This is a genomic window from Pseudomonas sp. GW823-FHT01D03 (assembly GCF_058798255.1).
The window spans coordinates 1,104,445-1,124,736 of sequence record NZ_JBXAKK010000001.1 but is presented as its reverse complement, the minus strand read 5'-3'; the positions used below and the strand labels follow the sequence as shown (position 1 = coordinate 1,124,736).

Annotated in this window: 19 protein-coding genes and 1 pseudogene; 12 read left to right on the top strand and 8 right to left on the bottom strand. The window is 60.0% G+C overall.

Going from position 1 to position 20,292, the window contains the following annotated elements; genetic code table 11:
* From AC1RBR_RS04890 to AC1RBR_RS04880, 3 genes are read right to left on the bottom strand one after another with little or no spacing between them, the layout of a single operon-like run.
* Positions 1–327, bottom strand: a complete 327-nt coding sequence (locus AC1RBR_RS04890) for a DUF3325 domain-containing protein (RefSeq protein ID WP_115986635.1) — start codon at positions 325–327, stop codon at positions 1–3.
* Positions 327–1,910, bottom strand: coding sequence for a PepSY-associated TM helix domain-containing protein (locus tag AC1RBR_RS04885; protein ID WP_492563235.1), 1,584 nt, complete (start codon positions 1,908–1,910; stop codon positions 327–329). The genes AC1RBR_RS04890 and AC1RBR_RS04885 overlap by 1 nt, the downstream gene beginning before the upstream one ends.
* Entirely contained in the window at positions 1,907–2,212 is a 306-nt protein-coding gene (locus AC1RBR_RS04880) for a DUF3649 domain-containing protein (RefSeq protein WP_492563234.1), read from the bottom strand. The genes AC1RBR_RS04885 and AC1RBR_RS04880 overlap by 4 nt, the downstream gene beginning before the upstream one ends.
* 178 nt (positions 2,213–2,390) lie before the next feature.
* On the opposite strand from AC1RBR_RS04880, the gene AC1RBR_RS04875 reads away from it, so the two are divergent.
* The 3 genes from AC1RBR_RS04875 (at position 2,391) to fecA (ending at position 6,347) form a co-directional block, all read left to right on the top strand.
* Entirely contained in the window at positions 2,391–2,879 is a 489-nt protein-coding gene (locus AC1RBR_RS04875) for a sigma-70 family RNA polymerase sigma factor (protein ID WP_492563232.1), read from the top strand.
* Entirely contained in the window at positions 2,876–3,808 is a 933-nt protein-coding gene (locus AC1RBR_RS04870) for a DUF4880 domain-containing protein (protein WP_492563230.1), read from the top strand. The genes AC1RBR_RS04875 and AC1RBR_RS04870 overlap by 4 nt, the downstream gene beginning before the upstream one ends.
* Positions 3,809–4,016: 208 nt before the next feature.
* Positions 4,017–6,347: a TonB-dependent Fe(3+) dicitrate receptor FecA gene (gene fecA / locus AC1RBR_RS04865; RefSeq protein WP_492563229.1), complete on the top strand. Its 2,331-nt coding sequence runs from the start codon at positions 4,017–4,019 to the stop codon at positions 6,345–6,347.
* A 282-nt stretch (positions 6,348–6,629) separates the two neighbouring features.
* Here fecA and AC1RBR_RS04860 read toward each other — a convergent pair whose 3' ends face one another.
* Both AC1RBR_RS04860 and AC1RBR_RS04855 read right to left on the bottom strand, forming a co-directional pair.
* A complete protein-coding gene (locus tag AC1RBR_RS04860) occupies positions 6,630–7,034 on the bottom strand; it encodes an HPF/RaiA family ribosome-associated protein (RefSeq protein WP_027610895.1) in 405 nt (134 codons plus the stop codon).
* Positions 7,035–7,234: 200 nt separating this feature from the next.
* Positions 7,235–8,182, bottom strand: coding sequence for a LysR substrate-binding domain-containing protein (locus AC1RBR_RS04855; RefSeq protein ID WP_007914183.1), 948 nt, complete (start codon positions 8,180–8,182; stop codon positions 7,235–7,237).
* Between the two features lie 135 nt (positions 8,183–8,317).
* On the opposite strand from AC1RBR_RS04855, the gene AC1RBR_RS04850 reads away from it, so the two are divergent.
* From AC1RBR_RS04850 to AC1RBR_RS04840, 3 genes are all read left to right on the top strand, one after another.
* Positions 8,318–9,694 (top strand): L-serine ammonia-lyase, encoded by a 1,377-nt coding sequence (locus AC1RBR_RS04850; RefSeq protein WP_492563226.1) that lies wholly within the window; start codon positions 8,318–8,320, stop codon positions 9,692–9,694.
* 86 nt (positions 9,695–9,780) lie between these two features.
* A complete protein-coding gene (locus AC1RBR_RS04845; RefSeq protein WP_492563225.1) occupies positions 9,781–11,082 on the top strand; it encodes an HAAAP family serine/threonine permease in 1,302 nt (433 codons plus the stop codon).
* A gap of 304 nt (positions 11,083–11,386) precedes the next feature.
* On the top strand, positions 11,387–11,704 hold the full coding sequence (locus AC1RBR_RS04840) for a DUF3509 domain-containing protein (protein WP_492563223.1): 318 nt from the start codon (positions 11,387–11,389) through the stop codon (positions 11,702–11,704).
* Here AC1RBR_RS04840 and AC1RBR_RS04835 read toward each other — a convergent pair.
* Positions 11,701–12,201 (bottom strand): phosphate-starvation-inducible protein PsiE, encoded by a 501-nt coding sequence (locus AC1RBR_RS04835; RefSeq protein WP_095139556.1) that lies wholly within the window; start codon positions 12,199–12,201, stop codon positions 11,701–11,703. The genes AC1RBR_RS04840 and AC1RBR_RS04835 overlap by 4 nt on opposite strands.
* Positions 12,202–12,526: 325 nt before the next feature.
* Positions 12,527–13,246, bottom strand: a complete 720-nt coding sequence (locus tag AC1RBR_RS04830; protein WP_443532146.1) for an autoinducer binding domain-containing protein — start codon at positions 13,244–13,246, stop codon at positions 12,527–12,529.
* A gap of 155 nt (positions 13,247–13,401) precedes the next feature.
* On the opposite strand from AC1RBR_RS04830, the gene AC1RBR_RS04825 reads away from it, so the two are divergent.
* From AC1RBR_RS04825 to AC1RBR_RS04800, 6 genes and pseudogenes are all read left to right on the top strand, one after another.
* Positions 13,402–13,956 (top strand): acyl-homoserine-lactone synthase, encoded by a 555-nt coding sequence (locus AC1RBR_RS04825; RefSeq protein ID WP_095139554.1) that lies wholly within the window; start codon positions 13,402–13,404, stop codon positions 13,954–13,956.
* A gap of 147 nt (positions 13,957–14,103) precedes the next feature.
* Positions 14,104–15,348, top strand: coding sequence for an AfsA-related hotdog domain-containing protein (locus tag AC1RBR_RS04820; protein ID WP_492563220.1), 1,245 nt, complete (start codon positions 14,104–14,106; stop codon positions 15,346–15,348).
* Positions 15,345–16,493, top strand: a complete 1,149-nt coding sequence (locus tag AC1RBR_RS04815) for an oxidoreductase (RefSeq protein WP_492563218.1) — start codon at positions 15,345–15,347, stop codon at positions 16,491–16,493. Before AC1RBR_RS04820 ends, AC1RBR_RS04815 begins: the two co-directional genes overlap by 4 nt.
* A gap of 13 nt (positions 16,494–16,506) precedes the next feature.
* A complete protein-coding gene (locus AC1RBR_RS04810; RefSeq protein WP_492563216.1) occupies positions 16,507–17,277 on the top strand; it encodes an SDR family NAD(P)-dependent oxidoreductase in 771 nt (256 codons plus the stop codon).
* Between the two features lie 188 nt (positions 17,278–17,465).
* Positions 17,466–17,720: pseudogene (locus tag AC1RBR_RS04805) on the top strand (YebG family protein); the annotation flags it as partial.
* Positions 17,721–18,082: 362 nt separating this feature from the next.
* The gene (locus tag AC1RBR_RS04800) at positions 18,083–19,054 is read left to right on the top strand and encodes an IS110 family RNA-guided transposase (RefSeq protein WP_492563214.1); all 972 of its coding nucleotides are present in this window, start codon (positions 18,083–18,085) and stop codon (positions 19,052–19,054) included.
* A 73-nt stretch (positions 19,055–19,127) separates the two neighbouring features.
* On the opposite strand, the gene AC1RBR_RS04795 is transcribed toward AC1RBR_RS04800, so the two are convergent.
* Positions 19,128–20,147, bottom strand: coding sequence for a Glu/Leu/Phe/Val dehydrogenase family protein (locus AC1RBR_RS04795; RefSeq protein ID WP_047597781.1), 1,020 nt, complete (start codon positions 20,145–20,147; stop codon positions 19,128–19,130).
* Positions 20,148–20,292: the final 145 nt, after the last annotated feature.

The following is a 20,292-nucleotide window of genomic DNA, read 5'->3' as shown; positions in this document are numbered from 1 at the left end:
TCAGCCCTGCGCCCAAGCGGCGACCGGACTGGCCAGCAGACTCAACCCGGCCAGTGCGAGGGCCAGACGTGGGCAATACGGCAGCAACAGCACCAACGCCAAGGCGCTGAGCATGAGCACCGCGAACCAGTCGACCAGACCGAAACTCCAGCCGTGTGCAGCGACTGCCGCCCAAAGCGACAGCCCGAGCAACAGCCAACCGGCGAGCTTCAAACCCCGTGCGCGTCGGGCCGAGGGTTTGTTGCCGAGCAGTTCATCGTGGTGCCGAGGCATCGACAGACACAACGCACTGAACCCGGCGTAGCACAGCAACAACGCCAGCAACATCAGTTGACCTCCTGCTCAAGCGCGATCGGTCGAGGCTTTTCGCGGGGTGTTTTTTTCACGCTGACGGCGCTGCCGGCACGCTGCATTTTCCATGCGGCCCAGCCGAGGAACAGGCCCGCGCCCAGGCACGTCAGATCAAAACCCGCCAGCGTCCAGTCACCTTGCGCGAGCGTTACCCCGAGATTCCACGGTGTGGTCAGATTGATCAGTGGCACCGCGATAAACAGCACGGCAGCCAGCCCGAGCTGTTCGACCCAGGCCCTTCGCCCTTTGCGCAGCACTGCATGCACCACGCTCAAGGCCCAGGCGACAAAAAACGCATTCACTTCCTGATCGGCGCGCCCGGCCAGGTCTGCCGGCAGCAGGCGATTGGCCAAAAAGAACACCGCCACCGCTACCACCAGCCCGGCCATGCTGGCGATGTTCAGCACTTCCACCAAGCGCAATTCGAACGGCATCACGCCGCTCTTGACGTGTTTGAGCTGGCGCTTGCCAAGCCAGATCACCAGCCCGGTGCCGATCATCGCAGTACTCGCCAGACCACAAATGAAATACAGCCAGCGCAATGTCGCCCCTGCAAAGTGGCCCACGTGCAAACCGTAGAACGTGCCGCCGACGGCCATCGCCACGGGCTGCTCCGGAGTGCTGCCGAGGCGCTCGCCGGTGACGCCATTGAACGTCACCGCGCGCCCGAAATCATGGACGACGCGGTCGCCACGGCGCGACAGCACCACCGAGGCATTCGCGTCCCCCGGGTTGTTCACCGTCAGCCGCGCGGTGCTGCCTCCCGCCCACTGCTCGCTGGCCTTGGCCAGCAGTGGCGCCATCGGGCTCAGCGGCGCCGCCCGGTTGGCTCGCTCAGGGGTCTTCGATGCCGGAAAAACTTCGTCGTAAAAGGCGCGCACGTCGCCGTTATAGGACGCCAGAATGCTCGCCGGCATGACCATCGCCATGAAGATCACCAGGCTGCTGTAGGTGATCATCAGGTGGAACGGCAGCACCAGCACGCCGACCGCGTTATGCCCGTCGAGCCATGAACGCTGGCCTTTGCGCGGACGAAAGGTGAAGAAGTCCTTGAAGATTTTCTTGTGGGTGATGATGCCGGTGATCAGCCCGACGAACATCACCATCGCCGCCATCGTCGCCAGCCAGCGGCCCCATGGATAAGGCATTTGCAGCTGAAAATGGAAGCGGTAGAAGAACTCGCCGCCCATGCTTTCGCGGGCCTGGACTTCGCTGCCGGTCTGCGCGTCGAGTGTTCTGGATTCGAACTTGCCGCGCTCGCCCGGTTTGTTCGGCGCCTGCTGCCAGCGCACCGTCAGGCCGGGATCGCGGGCGTCGGGCAAGTCGATCAGCCAGCGCGAGGCGCCGGCGGCGTGTTGTTGCAGGTAACTTTGCGCCAGGTTCAGGCTCGCTTCGGCATTGATGGGCCGCGCGGGAATTTCCGGCTGCATCCAGTGGCTGATCTCATCCTTGAAATAGGCCAGCGTCCCGGTGAGGAAAATCGCAAACAGCAGCCAGCCGAACACCAGTCCCGTCCAGGTGTGCAGCCAGGCCATCGACTGGCGAAAGCCCTCTTTCATGCGAAGCCCAAGCCCCGTGCGGCGCCGGACACCGTCGCCAGAATCACGCTCGGCACCAGCAAACCGACCCACGCCGACCACGCCGTGCGGCAAGCGAAGCACCACAGCACCGCGACCAGATAGACCAGAAAGGAAATGGTCATGCCGGTCACCACCGCTTCGGCGCGGCTCAACGGCAACCACATCGTCAGCGCGACACTGGCCAGCGCTGCGACCAGATAGCCACCGAACACCGCCGCCAGCACCCGCGAGGTAATGGCCAGACGATAGGACATGGGAAGTGAGGCGAGTTTGCCTTTCATGTTTCGACCCTGAAACGAAAAAACGTCCGGCCGACAAGCCGAACCAACAGGCGAGCAATATTAATGATAAATATTCTCATACGCAAAAGCATCTGATTGCCGGACACCCTCGCCCGCCCCTACAATGCGAACAGTTCTTGTTCTCTAACGCATCGATCATGCGCCCGGAGTAATACCCTTGCCGTCCGCCCATCCTGTCGAATCGCTCTACCACGACCACCACAGCTGGCTCACCGGCTGGTTGCGGCGCAGGCTCGGCTGCCCGGACAGCGCGGCGGATCTGGCGCAAGACACGTTCATCCGCGTGCTCAGCGCTCGTGAGCCCGCAGTAATCATCGAACCGCGCGCCTTTCTCACCACCCTCGCCAAACGCGTGCTGTTCAATCATTACCGCCGTCAGGACCTGGAACGCGCCTACCTCGACACCCTGGCGCAGATGCCGGAAATGGTTGCGCCATCGGAAGAAGACAAAGCGATCATCCTGCAAACCCTGATCGAACTGGATCAGTTGCTCGATGGCTTGCCGCGTCTGGTCAAGCGCGCCTTTTTGCTGGCGCAGGTCGATGGCCTGACTTATCCGCAAATCGCCGCCGAGCTGGGCATCTCCTTAGCCACGGTCAAACGCCATCTGCACAAAGCGGCCCTGCGCTGCTACTTCGCCCTATGAACCGCGCTCCGGATTTTTCCGCGCAAGTGGCCGAACAGGCCGTGCACTGGCTGATGGAAATGCAGCAGGGGACGCTCTCCCCGCGTCAGCAACAAGCCTGGCAGCAATGGCTGGACGCCCACAGCGAACATCGTCGCGCGTGGGAGCACATGCAGCGGGTCAACCAGCGATTGCGCGGCGTGGCGTCGCCATTGGCCCATGCCGCGTTGAACGGGCCGAAGTCTTCCAGCCGCCGTCAGGTGCTCAAATTGCTGCTGCTTCTCGGTGCCGGTTCTGCTGTCACCTGGGGGATGCGCGAGCACAATCCGCTGCCGACGCTGCTCGCCGATTACCGCAGTCCGCTGGGAGAGCGACGCAAAGTTACGCTGGGTGCGGGCAGCCAGTTGCAGCTCAACACCGCGAGTGCGGCGGACGTGGACAGCACGCAACGGCTGATCCGTTTGCTGGAAGGCGAGATCCTCCTGAGCACCGCACAAGCGTTCGAAGTGCGCACGGCGCAAGGGCTGTTGAGAACCGCTGCTGCCCGGCTCAACGTCCGGCAATTTGCTGATCGCACGCAGGTGGCGCTGTTCGAAGGCCAGGTCGAATTGATCCGCCCCGGGCACGCGCCGATGTGGCTGCCCGTTGCCCGTCAGCTGAGTTTCAGCGCCACCTCGGTCAGCGCAGCCCAGCCACTGGACGCCAACAGCGGCGCCTGGGCCGACGGTATGCTGGTTGCCGCGCACATGCGCCTGGGCGACTTCCTTGAAGAGCTCGCCCGTTACCGTCGCGGCCAGTTGCATTGCGACGCGAAGGTGGCCGACTTGCTGATCTCCGGGACTTATCCACTGGACGACAGCGAGCGGATTCTTGATCTGCTGCAAATCAGTCTGCCGGTGAAAGTGCGGCGCTTTACCCGCTATTGGGTGAGTGTCGAGTCCCGGGTTTAAAACAAAACTGTGGCGAGGGAGCTTGCTCCCGCTGGCCTGCGCAGCAGGCCCTCAATACAGGGGCCGCTTCGCGCCCCAACGGGAGCAAGCTCCGTTGCCACAAAATCAGTCATTCAAAAAATATTCGTAAACCGTGAGCCGTTTTTCAGATCTGGCGTGACAGAGAAGGAAAGCCCCCCTTGATTCAACCTTCTCAGGATCACCCTTCATGCACCCGACCCGCCTCACGCCACTGGCCCGCAGCCTGCGCAACCTCGTACTGGGCGCCAGCCTGAGCTTCAGCGCTCTACCGGCCATGGCCGCCGAAACCAGGGTTTACCACATCGCCCCGGCGTCGCTGGAAAACGCCCTCAACCAGCTTGGTCGTGAAGCCGGCGTGCTGATTTCCTTCGGTTCGCAGATCACCAGCGGCGTGCAAAGCCGTGGCCTGGAAGGCAGTTACAGCACCGCAGAAGGCCTCGATGCACTGCTCGAAGGCACAGGCCTGCAAGCTCGCGCCGAAGGCAACAATGCGTTCAGCCTGCAACCGGTCGGCGACACCGCGCTGGAGCTGGACACCTCGAAAGTCGTCGGTGACTGGCTCGGTGACGCGGCGCAGGTCAACGTGTTCGAGCATCCGGGCGCCCGCGATGTGATCCGCCGCGAAGACTTCGAACGTCAGGGTGCGACTCAGGCGCGCGACGTGCTCAACCGCATCCCCGGGGTCAACGCCCCGGAAAACAACGGCACCGGCAGCCACGACATGGCGCTGAACTTCGGCATTCGCGGTCTCAATCCGCGCTTGGCTGCGCGCTCGACGGTACTGATGGACGGCATTCCCGTGCCGTTCGCACCTTACGGTCAACCGCAGTTGTCGTTCGCGCCGATCAGCATGGGCAACATGGATGCCGTGGATGTGGTGCGTGGCGGCGGCGCTGTGCGTTACGGCCCGCAGAACGTCGGTGGCGTGGTCAACTTCGTCACCCGCGCCATCCCGGATGAGCCGACGGTCAAGGGTGGCCTCCAGACTGAGACCAGCCCGTCGTCGAGTCATGACGGCTTCAAAACCAGCGCCAACCTGCTGGCCGGCGGCACCAACGAAAATGGTCTGGGCGGCGCGCTGCTGTACTCTGGCACCCGTGGCGGCGATTGGCGTGAACACAGCGACAGCGAAATCGACGACCTGATCCTCAAGGGCAAATACCAGCTCGACGACGCCAACAGCTTCAACGCCATGGCCCAGTATTACGAAGGCAAGGCCGACATGCCCGGTGGTCTCAACGTCGCCGATTACGACGCCGATCCGTATCAGTCGACGCGCCTGAAAGACCAGTTCTGGGGTCGCCGCACAATGTTCAACTTCGGCTATCGCTATCAGGAAGATCGTCGCGAATTCACCGCCAACACTTTCTTCACCAAGACCCTGCGCAGCGGTTATCTGGATCAGGGCAGTTTCCTCTCGCTGTCACCGCGCGAGTACTGGGTGCGCGGCTTGGAAACGCGTTTCGCCCAGGGCTTCGACCTCGGCCCGACCAGCCATGAAGTCGGCGTCGGTTACCGCTACATCAACGAGGCCGGCCACGAGTTGCGCTATCGCACGCCGATCAGCAGCAACCAATACCCGACCACCGACAGCCGCAACGACCGTGACACCCGCGGTGGCACCGAAGCCAATGCGTTCTTCGTCGACGATCGCATCGACATCGGCAAATGGACCATCACCCCGGGGGTGCGCTACGAGATGATCGAATCGCAGCAGACCAACAACCTGACCGACGTCAAATACAAGGGCGACTACAACACCGCGCTGCCGGCGCTGAACGTGCTGTATCACCTGAGCGACAGCTGGAATCTGTACGCCAACACCGAAGGTTCGTTTGGCAGCGTGCAGTACAGCCAGATGCCCAACCGCGTCAGCAGTGGCGAAGTAAAACCGGAGAAAGCCCGCACCTGGGAACTCGGTACCCGTTATGACAACGGCGCCCTGCGCGCCGAGATTGGCGCATTTCTGATCAACTTCGACAACCAGTACGAAAGCAACCAGACCAACGATTCGGTGATTGCCCGTGGCGAGACCCGTCATCAAGGCATCGAGACCAGCGTCAACTATGCGCTGGATGACTTGAGCCCGGCACTCGCCGGCTTCGATGTGTACGCCACTTACGCCTACGTCGACGCGACCATCCGCGAAGACGGGCCGAACAAGGGCAATCGCGTGCCATTCTCTTCAAAACACAAGGGCACGATCGGCGTTGGTTATACCGAAGGCCCGTGGAAGCTCAACGTCGACAGCAGCTTCCAGAGCGACCAGTTCGCCGACAACGCCAACACCTCCAGGGAAAGCGCCGACGGCAGCACCGGCAAGATCCCCGGCTACATGCTGTTCAGCAGCCGCGCCGGTTACGACTTCGGCCCGCAATTGTCGGATCTGAACGTGGCGGTGGGGGTGAAGAACATCTTCAACACCCAGTATTTCACCCGCTCGTTCGATGACAACAACAAGGGCAAGTACGTGGGTGAACCGCGCACGGTGTACGTGCAAACCTCCCTCGCGTTCTGAGATTGAAAACCCCCTCACCCTAACCCTCTCCCAAGGAAGAGGGGACTGATTGCGGGATGCTTGCGAAGTACGCCGACCTGATTCTGCTTTGCCGAATCCATAGTCGAGTCGGTCTTTCAGGTCGATGTTTCACGTCAGACACCTCGGTCGGCCCCCTCTCCCGGAGGGAGAGGGCTGGGGTGAGGGGCCGCTTTCTGATGCCCTGCGCAAAAAACGACACAAACAAAAACGGGCCTGCTTGCGCAGGCCCGTTCTCATTGGGTGGCTTGAAAAATCAGCGCATCAACTGTTGATCGCTGCCTGTTCGTTCTCGAGAAACTCTTCTTCCAGCAGTGCGTCATTCGCCTTGCTGAACGGCACGATGGCGGCGCGGGGTTTGCCGCGCAGTTTGCCAAACAGGTGCTCCAGCGCGTGTTCCAGTTTTTCGGCTGCACCGTCGATCGCCTGTTCCAGCGAATCGGCTTTATGGGTGACGGAAATCGGTTGATGGCCTTTTGGCCGCGCTTCCAGTTGGCAGCGCAAGTCATGGGGACCTGGTTTGTCGCCGTTCTCGTCGCTCAGGTGGACTTCGACACGGGTCAGGTCTTCTTCATAACGTTCGAGCGTGCTCTCAATAGTTGTACGTACCCACTCCTCCAGTCGCTTACTGCTTTGAATATGGTTATCGCTGTTGACTTGGATTTGCATAGTTCATCCCTTATTTCAGCTAGCTCGCCAGAGGCCTTGAGTTGGATTTCCTGACCTCCTGGTTACAACAATCGGCCCGACCGACGAACATTTCAACCCCTGAAAAAAGATAAATATTCATTCGCAAAAAAAGCCGGACAACCGAGCAAGTCACTGGTAAGGTCGGGAGTTGGGTCGCCTCGCAACCCTGCAAAATCTGCTCACAATTGCCCGTCGTTCAACGGGTGCAAGCTGCGGAAAATCCCCGCCTCCTCCACCAGCCAGTCATGCACCGCACGCACGCCCGGATGGCTCAACGCCCCCGGCGCATACAGCAGCACGTAGCGTTTGTGGTTGGGCACTGACAGCCCGAACGGCACAATCAACGTTCCGCGCTCCAGCTCATCGTTGAGCAACGTGCGCCGGGCAATCGCCACGCCCATGCCGGCGATCGCCGCTTCGATGGTCAGGTGATTGCGATTGAACGTGTGCCCACGCCGTACGTCGGCGCCTTCAAAGCCAATCGCGTTGAGATAAAACTCCCATTCCGCGTATTCATAACTGCCACGCCAGGCGGTGATGTCGTGCAACAACGGGAAATGCACCAGATCCGCCGGCCCGTGCAGCGGCGGGCGTCCGCGCAACAAACTCGGCGCGCACACCGGGAAAATCTGCTCATCGAGCAAGGCTGTGGATAACAGCCCCGGGTAGCTGCCGTCATTCAGATCGATTGCCAGATCGAAGTCGCCCTCGTGCAACGGCACGCTGCTGTCCTCGGCCACCAGGCGCAACTGGATATCCGGATAACGCTGTTGCAGACGCGGCAAACGCGGGGTCAGCCATTTGCTGAGGAACGACGGAATCGAGCGCACCCGCAGAATCCCGCTGATCATCCCGGCATCCAGTCGACGCAATTCAGCATCAATGCTGCCGTAGGCCTCATTGACCGTGATGGCCAGCCGCTGGCCTTCCGCACTCAACTCGACACCCCGCGCCCGGCGATGGAACAGGCGAAAACCGAGGCGCTCTTCCAGTTGGCGAATCTGCTGGCTGACCGCCCCCGGGGTGATATGCAGCTCTTCCGCGCAACGGGTGAACGACAGGTGCCGCGCGGCACAGGAAAACACCTGCAGCCAGACGTAGGTCTGGGCGTGCAATTGACGACTCATTGTTTAGTCCTGCTAAAGGCTTTCTTAGGAAGTTTCGTTGGTCACGTAGGACCGAGGTAGGCAGTATCGCCGACATTGCGCTTGTCCTACAAAAAATGGCAGCGATTCCTACTCCATTGCTTGTAAGGGTTTAGCATGGCTATCAGTGTTTTCGATCTATTCAAAGTCGGCATCGGCCCGTCCAGCTCCCACACCGTTGGCCCGATGCGAGCCGCCGCGACCTTCGCGCAGGCGCTGATCGATCAACGCTTGCTCAACGATGTGCGCCGCGTGGAAATCCGTTTGTACGGTTCGCTGTCGGCCACCGGTGTCGGCCACGCCACCGACCGCGCCACCGTCATGGGCCTGATGGGTGAATGGCCGGACAGCATCGATCCGGCGACCATCGACCCACGCATCCAGCAACTGCGCGAAAGCGGCCTGTTGCTGCTGGCCGGGCACAGAGAAATTTCCTTCAACTGGCAGCACGATCTCCTGCTACTGGACGAAAGCCTGCCCTACCATCCCAACGCCATGTCGCTGACAGCCTTTGGCGAAAGCGCCGAGCTGATCACGCAAACGTACTACTCGATTGGCGGCGGTTTCATCATCGAAGCGGCGGAAGCGGAGTCCGGTGTGGCACCGGCCGGCGACGTGGTGTTGCCATACGATTTTTCCAGCGCTGCCGAATTGCTGAGCCTGTGCAAGCAGCACAACTTGCGCGTGTCGGAGCTGATGATGGCCAACGAACGGGCCTGGCGCAGCGACGCTGAAATCCGTAGCGGCTTGCTGCACATCTGGTCGGTGATGCGCGAGTGCGTTGAGCAGGGCCTGCGCCACGAAGGCATCCTGCCCGGTGGTCTGAACGTACCGCGCCGCGCGGCGAAACTGCACCGCAGCCTGCTGGAAATCGGCAAGCCGAACGTGATCAGTTCGACGCTGTCGGCGATGGAGTGGGTCAACCTGTTCGCCCTCGCGGTCAACGAGGAGAACGCTGCCGGCAGGCGCATGGTCACCGCGCCGACCAATGGCGCGGCCGGGATCATCCCCGCCGTTCTGCACTACTACATGAAATTCAACCCGGACGCGTCCGAGGATGACGTGGTCGCGTTCTTCATGGGCGCCGCCGCCGTCGGCATTCTGTGTAAGAAAAATGCCTCGATCTCCGGCGCCGAAGTCGGCTGCCAGGGCGAAGTCGGTTCGGCCTGCGCCATGGCCGCGGCGGGCCTCGCTGAAGTGCTCGGCGCCACCCCGGAGCAACTGGAAAACGCCGCTGAAATCGGTCTGGAACACAACCTCGGCCTGACCTGCGACCCGGTCGGCGGCCTGGTCCAGGTGCCGTGCATCGAGCGCAATGCCATCGCTGCGGTGAAGGCGATCAACGCCACGCAAATGGCCCTGCGCGGCGACGGCAAACACTTTATTTCCCTCGACCGGGTGATCCGCACCATGCGCGATACCGGCGCCGACATGCATGACAAATACAAAGAGACTTCACGGGGCGGCCTGGCCGTGAGCTGGGTGGAATGCTGACGCGCGTTCCCTGACCGCCCCGGCAGGCCGCAGACAGCGGCCTGCCAACCGTGAGCCCGAGCAAAAATAATAACGAGGCAAAAACGATGACCGATGTACGTACACCTGCTGCCGAAAATCCCGCTGTAGATCGCACACGCAATACCGAAATTGCCCACAAGGGCTGGAGCAAATCCGACACCACCTGGATGCTCGGCCTGTACGGCACCGCCATCGGTGCCGGCACCTTGTTCCTGCCGATCAATGCCGGTGTCGGCGGTTTCTGGCCGTTGCTGATACTGGCGCTGCTGGCGTTCCCGATGACCTTCTTCGCCCACCGTGGCCTGACCCGCTTCGTGCTGTCCGGGCGGTCGGGCGACATCACCGAAGTTGTCGAAGAACACTTTGGCATCGGTGCCGGCAAGCTGATCACCCTGCTGTATTTCTTCGCGATCTTCCCGATCCTGCTGGTGTACAGCGTTGCGCTGACCAACACCTTGAGCAGCTTTCTCGAACACCAATTGCACATCGCCCCGCCACCTCGGGCAATTCTGTCGCTGGCGCTGATCCTCGGCCTGATGGCAATCGTGCGCTGCGGGCAGAACGTGATCGTCAAAGCCATGAGCGTGCTGGTCTATCCGTTCGTCGCCGCGCTGCTGTTGCTTGGTCTGAGCCTGATCCCCAACTGGAACGGCGCGTTCTTCGCCAGCGCTCAAGAGCCTATGCCGCTGTCGACGTTCCTCAAGACCTTGTGGCTGGCGATCCCGGTGATGGTGTTCTCGTTCAACCACTCGCCGATCATCTCCGCCTTCGCGGTCGACCAGAAACAGCGCTATGGCGCCGAGGCCGAACGCAAGAGCAGCGGCATCCTCGCCATGGCCCACGGCATGATGGTGGTGACAGTGATGTTCTTCTGCTTCAGCTGCGTGCTGGCGCTGTCGCCGGCCGATCTGGCCGCGGCCAAGGCGCAGAACATTTCGATCCTGTCGTACCTGGCCAACCACTTCCAGACCCCGGTCATCGCTTACGCCGCACCGCTGATTGCGCTGGTGGCGATCACCAAATCCTTCCTCGGCCACTACATCGGGGCCAGCGAAGGCTTTCAGGGCATGATCGTCAAGAGCCTGCGCGGTCGTGGCAAGGTGATGTCGGCGAGCTGGCTGAACCGTGCGACTGCGCTGTTCATGATCCTCAGTTGCTGGGCCGTGGCCACCTTTAACCCGAGCATCCTCGGCATGATCGAAACCCTCGGCGGGCCGGTGATTGCCTGCCTTTTGTTCCTGATGCCGATGTACGCCATCCGCCGCGTTCCAGCCTTGCGCCAGCACTCGGGCCAGGTGTCGAACGTGTTCGTGGTGCTGATCGGTCTGATTGCACTGTCGGCGATCATCTACTCGGTTCTGCCCTGAAACGGGCCACAAATGACAAAGGCGAGCCATGGGCTCGCCTTTTTTATGCCGTATCCATTGTCCAACAATTTTCCCGGCACAGCCCTTGCTATGACCTATGTAGGAGCTGACGAGTGCAACGAGGCTGCGATCTTTTGATCTTCGTGACCGAAATCAAAACATTGAAGATCAAAAGATCGCAGCCTGCGGCAGCTCCTACATAAAGCAACAACACAGGCCACGGAATCGCCGATGATCAGGTATTGCGAACCAACCCGATCACGGCCGGTCAACAACTGCACGTTCAATCAGGCGGTGACGCATCATGGACAACCCTTTTCAGATCATTACCGATGCCTTCGCGCCGGACTATCAGATCAACCTGAGCATTCAGGGGCTGGACGGCAGCATCATGCTGACCCTGTCCAACAGCGGCCGGATCGTCGCCAAACGGATGATCAGCGCCGAACAGCGCAACGATCCGGTAAGGCTCAAGCGGCTGGTGCAAAGCATTCAGTTCGGTATTGCCATCGAGCAAGGCCACAGTGCCATGGCGATCCTCGAAGCAATGACCAGCGGCGGCGGGCTGCCCCCGCCACCGCAGCAGAGCAACGGCCAGCCTCAGCCGTCGATGGGCCTTTAAAGCTCGCCCTTCTCGATCTCGGGGTGCTCACCGGAGCCGGCGCCGAGTTTGCGTTGCGGTTTTTCGATCTTCACCGACGGAAATTGCGACGAGGCGTAACGCACCACTAGGATCGACAACGCCAGCAACAGGATGCCGCCGCACAGGTAGATGATGCCCATGTCCGGCGGATTGTGGTGCGAGACATTGGAGATCAGCAGGCGGGTCAGCGCAGTGATCGCCACGTAGATCAGGAAGCGCACCGGCATGTGGTTGGTCTTGAAGTAAATCCCGACCATCGCCCCCAGTTCCAGATAGATGAACAGCAACAGAATGTCATCGATCTTGATGTGGCCTTCTTCGAGCATGCCGAGAAATTCCATCACCGCCGCCCACGCGGTCACCGCACCAATGGCGAACAGCGCCAGGTAATGGAAGGTCTCGACGAACAGGTTGCCCAGGGACTCGGCCAGTTGATGCACGTTTTGCCGCAGTTTCTCGGCCCAGTTGATTTTCACGATGATGTTCCTTAGCCCGATGCGAGCGGATGATGCCGGTTGGACGTGACGGTTTTCCGTATGCGCTATGCGCCATGCAGAAACGAGGCCACGCATCATGGCGAGACGGCTTGAAACCTGCGCCGTGGCGTTTGGTCGCACCGTTGAACAGGCACCGTCGACAGGAATGTTTGTGACGGTATAACTGAAGTTTCTTGATGAATTCGTTACGTTTGAAAAGGCATTAGCTTATAAATGAAATATTATTAATCGGGGAAATCTGTGAACTCGCGCACAAACACTCCGGTTATTCACCAGTTAGTTATCCAGTAAATTATCAGGATAATTATTTCCACAGCAGCCCCATCAGCGAAGCTTTAACTGCAGCGGCGATCTTGTTTTGGCAACCGAGTTTCTTCAGGCAATGGTTAATATGGAAGTTTACTGTCCTTTTGCTGATGCCGAGGATCACCGAAACATCGTCCGATGACTTTCCGTCAGCGGTCCATTGCAGGATTTCCTTTTCCCTCTGCGACAATTCTATCGGCACCGGGAGCACCGAATCGGCGCCGCGCATCTGCAGGCGCGTCAGGCCCAGGTGAGTAATCTGGGCCAGCCAGGACAGCTGCGCCTGTTTGGTTTCGAGTTCCAGCGCGGTGATCGTCTCGCCGCCCCGGGCAAAGGTCACCAGCCCTTGAGTTTCGCTGTTGAGCAGTGTCTGCCCCCAGCCCTCCGAGAGCCCGTGAGCCTGCGCTTCCAGCCAGAATTCGGGCGTCTGAGCCTTGAGTTCAGCGTCCCACAGCACCGGTTTCACGCTACGCATTGCGCGCTGGACGTAAGGATCGATGTCCAGGTAACGATTGGCAGAATAGGCAGCTTGCCAGGCAGGCGAATAATTATTGGCGAGAAATAGACAAGGCTTGGTGATGGGGAAAAGCCGGCGTGACCCGTAAGCCACATAATCAAACTCCAACTGCCTGGCGACGGTCTTGATACTGTCGAACAACAACTCGACATCCGTTGCAGACATGGCGTTTTCCAACAGTTCAGCCTGCCAATATGACATAGAGATTCCTTTCCCACAGTTATTGCTGTCGGCCTCTTGCCAACATGCCTAGCATATTTCCAAATGTTTCCGCTAGCTGTCAAGGGTGACAGGTAGTATGCGAGCGCAGTGTGCACTTTAATCGCCACCCAACCAATCACTAAACGGAATCTGTGATGGATTACTTGTCAGGACGTTATGACGAGTTGACGACAATAAAGCGTCAACGCTTGGCCCAGTATCGCTATCAGGTGTTCGTCGAACGCCTCGGCTGGCAGTTATCCACGCCGGACGATTTCGAGTTCGACCAATTTGATCACAGCGGCACTCACTACATCGTCGCCGAAGAACACGACGGCAACATAAAGGGATGCGCCCGCCTGCTGCCGACCACCCAGCCGTACCTGCTGAGTGAAGTGTTCACCTCGTTGCTCGGCGACAAGCCTGCACCGTGCGGCGATGACATCTGGGAGCTGTCGCGCTTCACCTCACTGGACCTCGATGCCGAGGGCGGCAGAAACGAACAGGTGATGTCCGACGAAAACACCGTCGGCCTGTTCATGGCCACGCTGGAGTACGCCCGAGCCTGCGGCGTTTCACATCTGGTGTCGGTGTCCCCGGTTGCCATCGGACGCCTGCTCAGACGTGGCGGCATCGACTACAAATGGCTGGCGCCGCTGCAGGTTCTGGACAATCGAACCCTTGGCGCCTGCTACATCACGGTGCAGTAACCCTGCCCGACACTCGTCAACAAGAAAACAAAAAACACCTCAACTGAAGCTGCTGACACACGTCGAGCAGCACCTTTCGGTGTGGGTCGATTTCACGCCATGGATAGCAACTGCCTTACAACCAACGTTCAACACAGAGGGATGATCATGATCGACATGCACAGGAAAGTTGCCAAAGACATCGTCCACAAGGGCCACGATGACGACGTGCTGATTTACGACGCTCACCACTTCCTGCCGGCCTGGCTGCCTGCGGCCATCGTGCAACAGGCCAACCTTGATCCAGTGGAGCTGGAGATCGTCAATCAGGCCTATCGGCTGGACAGCGAGCGACTGGTGCTGCGCTCGCTGCCAACCATCATCGACCTGCAGGAACTCGAACAGGCGGGCCTGTCGGACTGCCTGCCGGAGCTGCTGACGAATTACGAAAAGGCCACCGACCATCTGATCCTCAGCGGCGTCTGGGTGCTGGAAAGCACCGAGGCCAAACTGGCTCGACTGCCCGGTTGCGGCAACGGCCTGAGCCTCGCACAGCGCCGTCAGGTGCATGATGTCCTGAAAACCCTGGACGGCTGTCCGCAGCAGGGGCTGCTCTATTTCACCCTCTTCAACGACACCGCCAATTACTTTTTCTACCGCAAGCACCACGAGCACGTGCCGGGCCTGATGCTGATCGAAGCGGCACGCCAGGCCATGTACGCGCAGTTCTACGAGCACAGCGGTTATGTCCGCGGCGAGGTGTCGATTTCCATCGTTGATCTGCTGTCGAGTTTTCCCCGCTACACCGAGTCTTCGTTTCAGGTGGATGTGCTGGTCGGCGACTACGAAGGTATGGCCCAGCCACGGGCGCGCAAGGTCGACAAGCGTGCGCGATTCTTCCAGCGCGGCGAGCTGGTGGCGGACATTCGCCTGCACGGCGAAGTGATCAAGATGCCGGTGTTCAAGCGCATGCGGAATATCAACATCGACCCCGCCTGCTGGTTCCGTCCGCTCAAGGGCATCCGCCATGAAGTGCTGGTGCGCCTGGATTCAGGTCGTCACCTGTCCGCCCGCCTTGAGCTGCTGTCGATGGCCGGCCTGCAAGTGCAATGCGACAGCCCGCTCGAGGCTTCCGAGCGCGGACACGTCTACCTGTACCTGGAAAACGAAGGGATGATCAGCCTGCCGTTGCAATCGCTGCACGCCAGCGACGCGACAAAGGCCGGCTCGCTCAAACTGCATCTGGCAGAGCTGGATTCGCCGTTGCGCTTCAAGTGGCGCGAAGTGCTCAAACAATTCGCTTACTTCTCCCACGAAGAAACCGCCCCGGCTCCGGCGCCCGCCCTCGGTCAACCGTTGTGGATGACCTTCGATCAAGCTTCGGCGATGCCCGAACAAAGGAAGGAAGCATGATGCCGCGCTATCCCCACGTGCTGGAGCCTCTGCGGCTGGCCGGCGGACTGGAGTTGCGCAATCGGCTGTTCTTCGCGTCGATGGGCGTGGACCTGGCCGATCACAGCGGGTGCGTGACGCCCGCCATGATTGAGTTCTATCAGGGCATCATGGAGGGCGGCTGCTCCATGGCGTTTCTGTGCAACGCAACGGTCTCGCCGCAGTCGCGCCTGCAGAGCACCGGGCTCGGCCTGTTCGAGGAGCATCAGGGTGAATCGCTCAGGGCGATGTTCGCCATGGCCGAACAGGTCAACACGCCGGTGGGTGTGCAATTGCAGCATTACGGCGGTCAGGGCACCACCACCCACACCGGCGTTGCCGTGCTGACCCCGAGCGGCGTGCCCTGCCCCCGCGTGTCGAAACTCGACCCGGACTACCGCGTGCGGATCATGGACGAAAGCGACATCGCTCTGGTGATCGAGCAGTTCGCCCATTCCGCCTGGCTGGCCTGGACCAACGGCGCGCGACTGGTGCAGTTGCAGGCGTCCAACGGCTACCTGCTAAGCAGTTTTCTCTCGCCGCACACCAACAAGCGCACCGACCGATATGGCGGCAGCGAAGAGAACCGCGCGCGGCTGTTGCTCGACGTGGTCAGGGCCATCCGCGAGCGCACCCAGGGCCAACTGATCGTCACCATTCGTCTGGGCATCGACGACCGCCTGGGTGCTGAAGGGCTGCAATATCCGGACCTCAAGGAAACCGTGCAGGCCCTCTGTCAGGCCGGCGTTGCCGCGCTGGAATGTTCGATGTGCATGGGCGCGACTTTCGGCCAGTTGATCGTGCATTCCGAGACCATGGACCAATACCTGCAGGCCGGGGTGCGAGCGATCAAGTCGGTGTCGACAGTGCCGGTGGGTTACGCCGGCTTCATCGATGGGCTGGACAAGGCCGAGCAGTTGCTCGCCGACGGCGTATGCGATTGGGTGGGTATGTCGCGGGCGCTGTTTGCCGACAACGACCTGATCAACAAAACTCTGCAAGGCCGCTCCGCCGACATCCACAAATGCCGATGGGACAGCCAGTGCTTCAGTGACAAAAGCAATCCGCGACTGGATCGGGTGTATTGCTGCGTAAACCCGAAATATTTACGCCCCGCATTGGCATAAGGAGATGCGACATATGTACGATTTTCTGGGAAAAGTCTGCCTGGTCACCGGCGGCACCAGTGGCATTGGCGAAACCGTCAGCGAACGCCTGATCAAGGCCGGCGCCGATGTGATCGTGTTCGGTCGGGACGAAGAAAAAGGTGCGGCGCTGGCCGATCGACTGGGTGAACACTGCTGCTTTATCGCCTGCGATGTCGGTGATCCGGAGCAGGTCGAGCAGGCGTTCGCGACCATTCGTTCGGCCTACGGCCGCCTCGATTGCGCGTTCAACAATGCCGGCGTGACCGCCAAGTACGGGGCGCTCGCGCAATCGTGCCCGGATGACTGGATGAAGGTGATGAACATCAACGTCAACGGCACCTACCACTGCATGCGCCATGAACTGCAACTGATGCTCGACCGCGGCACCGGGGCGATCGTCAACACCTCATCCTGTGCCGGGGTGGTGCCGATTGGCGGCCAGGTGGCCTATGTCGCCAGCAAGCAGGCGATCAACGGCATGACCCAGGTGGCGTCGATCGAAAACGCGCGGCTGGAAGAAGGCGGCTGCATTCGGGTCAATGCGGTCGCCCCCGGGCCGATCCTCGGCGGCATGAACAACGAGGCCCGCCTGAAAGCCGCACCGGAAAACACCCAGCGCAAAATCAACGTGACGTCGATGAAACGCTTCGGCACGGCGGACGAAGTGGCCAACGCGGTGCTCTGGCTGCTCAGCGATCAATCCGCTTACGTCACAGGTGTGATCATGCCCATCGATGGGGGTTACGCCAGCGGCAAGTTCTGAAATCAAATAAACCAACGACCCGCCGTGTGCGGGTCGTTTGGTTTGAGGGCCAGGGTCAGAAAAACCGCCGAATCCGGTCTACAGTGAAAAGCCGCTACCCAAAGCGCAGGGATTCGCTTATCCTTTTCGCTGTATATAGATACAGTAGTCGCAAAGACAACCAAATGTGAAGGCATGTGAGGTGGTGAATGGCCGTCGAAGTGGTATACCGCAGCAGCCGAGATCTGGAGCGCTTGTTCATGGATAAAGCCGAAGCTGACCGTCATGACAAAATGCTCGAACTGGCCGAGATGCTGTCCGAGGTGTTGCAAAAAGCCGTGCCGTCGCTGAACGAGCAGCAGGTTGAAGAAGTCGGGATCTATATGGCGAAGAACCGCGATGTATTCGCCAAAGCTTTCAAGAGCCAGCCTGATGCGCTGTCGGAGCTGATCAATGCACCGGCCGAGCCAGTGGCTGAAGAGACTGGGCCGGCAGAATCCGATGAAGCACCGGTCAAACCGGTTAAAGCGGCGAAAGCTGCCAAGTAACAAGGTTTGAATCGAAAAGATCGCAGCCTGCGGCAGCTCCTTGTATCTCGACTATCGCTCCGTCAGGAGCGATAGTTCTCGACTGATCATCGAGGGAGGGACTTGGAAGCCGTGCAGCTCCTTAGGCTTTTTGCCTGTGATGTAGATCGTGCTCCAGCCCTCCACACTCACTCATATAGTTCGAACGGTATCTTGGGCCCGTCTCTGGCGAGAGCTCGCATTCGCAAGGTTGGACAGAGTGCAGTGATGATCGAAAACGGATCAATGGAGAGACAGTCATGTCCAGTTTCGTCGGTGTCGATGTCGCTAAAAATACCTTTGATATCGCCACGCACTTGCCGAACGGCAAGCACAAAACCAAGGCCAAGCTGCCTAATAACTCGAAGGGTTTCAAAGAATTTGAAGCTTGGTTGAACAAGCAGGTCGAGCCTACAGCCTTGATCGTGATGGAAGCCACCAGCATCTATCACCTGGAACTTGCCGAGTTCGTCTACAGCAAGGGTTACCGGGTCTGTGTCGTCAATCCGGCCACGACCCATGCTTACGCCGACAGCGAGTTACGCCGGATCAAAACCGATAAAAGCGACGCCAAACTGATCGCTGATTTTGCTCGGGAAAAGGCTGAAAAGCTTCAGCTTTGGGCACCGGAGCCACTGAAATACCGCCAACTGAAGGCGATGGTGCGTCGGCTGGATGATCTTCAGGAAATGGAACAGATGGAGCTCAATCGTCTGGATGTGTCCGACGAAAAGGTCAAAGACTCGATCAACTCCGTTCTGCGCCACATCGAAAAAGAGATCGCTGAAACGCACAAAGCGATCAAGAAACACATCGACGATGATCCGGACATGCGCCAGATGCGCGACTTGATCGTGACCATCGACGGTATCGGGCAGAAAACCCTTGAGCGGCTGCTGGCCGAACTGGGCGACCTGCGCAAATATGACGACCCTCGCAAACTGGTCGCTGCTGCGGGGTTGAACCCAAAGCTGCAGGACTCGGGAAAGCTCAAAGGCAGAACAGTGATTTCCAGGATCGGATCGGCTCGCGTCCGCGCGGGTCTGTACATGCCAGGCCTGGTAGCGCTGAAGCACAACGAGGCGATCATCGCCATGAAGGAACGCTTGAAGGCCAATGGCAAGGCGCCCAAACAGATCATCTGTGCAGCCATGCGCAAGTTGCTGCACTTCGTTTACGGAGTGCTCAAATCGGGCCAACCATTTGACCCGAAATTGGCACTTGCCCGGTAAGGGGCAAGACGGTATCTACAGGGAATACGCATTCCATATGTAAGAGCTGCCGCAGGCTGCGATCTTTTGCTTTTCAGCGATACAGGACTTTCTCCGCCAACTCATCCGCCACCCGCGCCGGCGAGCGCTTCTCGGCCTGCGCATGGGCAAACACCTCGGTCAGCCGCGAAGAAATCTTCGACAGGTGCGCAGTAATCGTCCCAAGCTCTTCGCCGCGATGCTTGAGCGAGACGTAGATCAACCCACCCGCGTTGATCACATAATCCGGTGCATACAGGATCCCGCGTCGCTCCAGTTGATCAGCCACATCCAGATGCGTCAGTTGATTGTTCGCCGAACCAGCCACCGCCGAACAGCGCAGTTGCGTCACCGTGTGGCTGTTGAGCACACCACCGAGCCCGCACGGCGCAAGGATGTCGCAGGGTGTGCTGAGCAAGGCATCGTTGGCGATCGGATGCGCATTGAGCTGCTCCATCGCCAGTTGAACCTTGCCGTGATCAATGTCGCTGACCAGCAACTCGGCGCCCGCCGCATGCAGTTGTTCCGCCAGCGCATAACCGACATTGCCCAAGCCCTGAATCGCCACGCGCAAGCCTTCGAGATTGTCGCTGCCCAAACGCGCCATGGCGGTGGCGCGAATCCCGGTAAACACGCCCATCGCCGCATGCGGCGCCGGGTCGCCCGCCGAGGTGGTGCTGGTGACATGCTGGGTCTGCTGGGCGATGCAATCCATGTCCGCCACCGAAGTACCGCTGTCGATGGCGGTGATGTAGCGACCGTCGAGCTGCTCGATGCAGCGGCCAAACGCTTCGAACAACGCCGCGCGGTTTTCCACATGCGCCGGGCGCACGATCACCGCCACTCCGCCGCCTTGATCAAGCCCGGCCAAGGCAGCCTTGTAGCTCATGCCCTGCGCGAGGCGAATGGCGTCCTCGACTGCGGATTCGTCGTTGGGATAGGCAAGATAACGGCAACCGCCCAGGGCAGGCCCGAGGCGACTGTTATGAATGGCAATGACCGCCTTCAACCCGGTGACCGGGTCAACGCTGAGGTGCAGCGATTCCAGGCGAGTGCTTTGCATGAGAGCGAACATCGGCAGGCTCCCGAATCACTTCTGGTAGACGCCAGTATAGGCTTGCGCCCAAAAATTGCTGAAGCGCGCCGGAATAAGCGCCCGCTTCGACGGCGACTTTGCGGCATAACCTGGCCGGTACTGGACGAATGGCGCAGACGGGGCT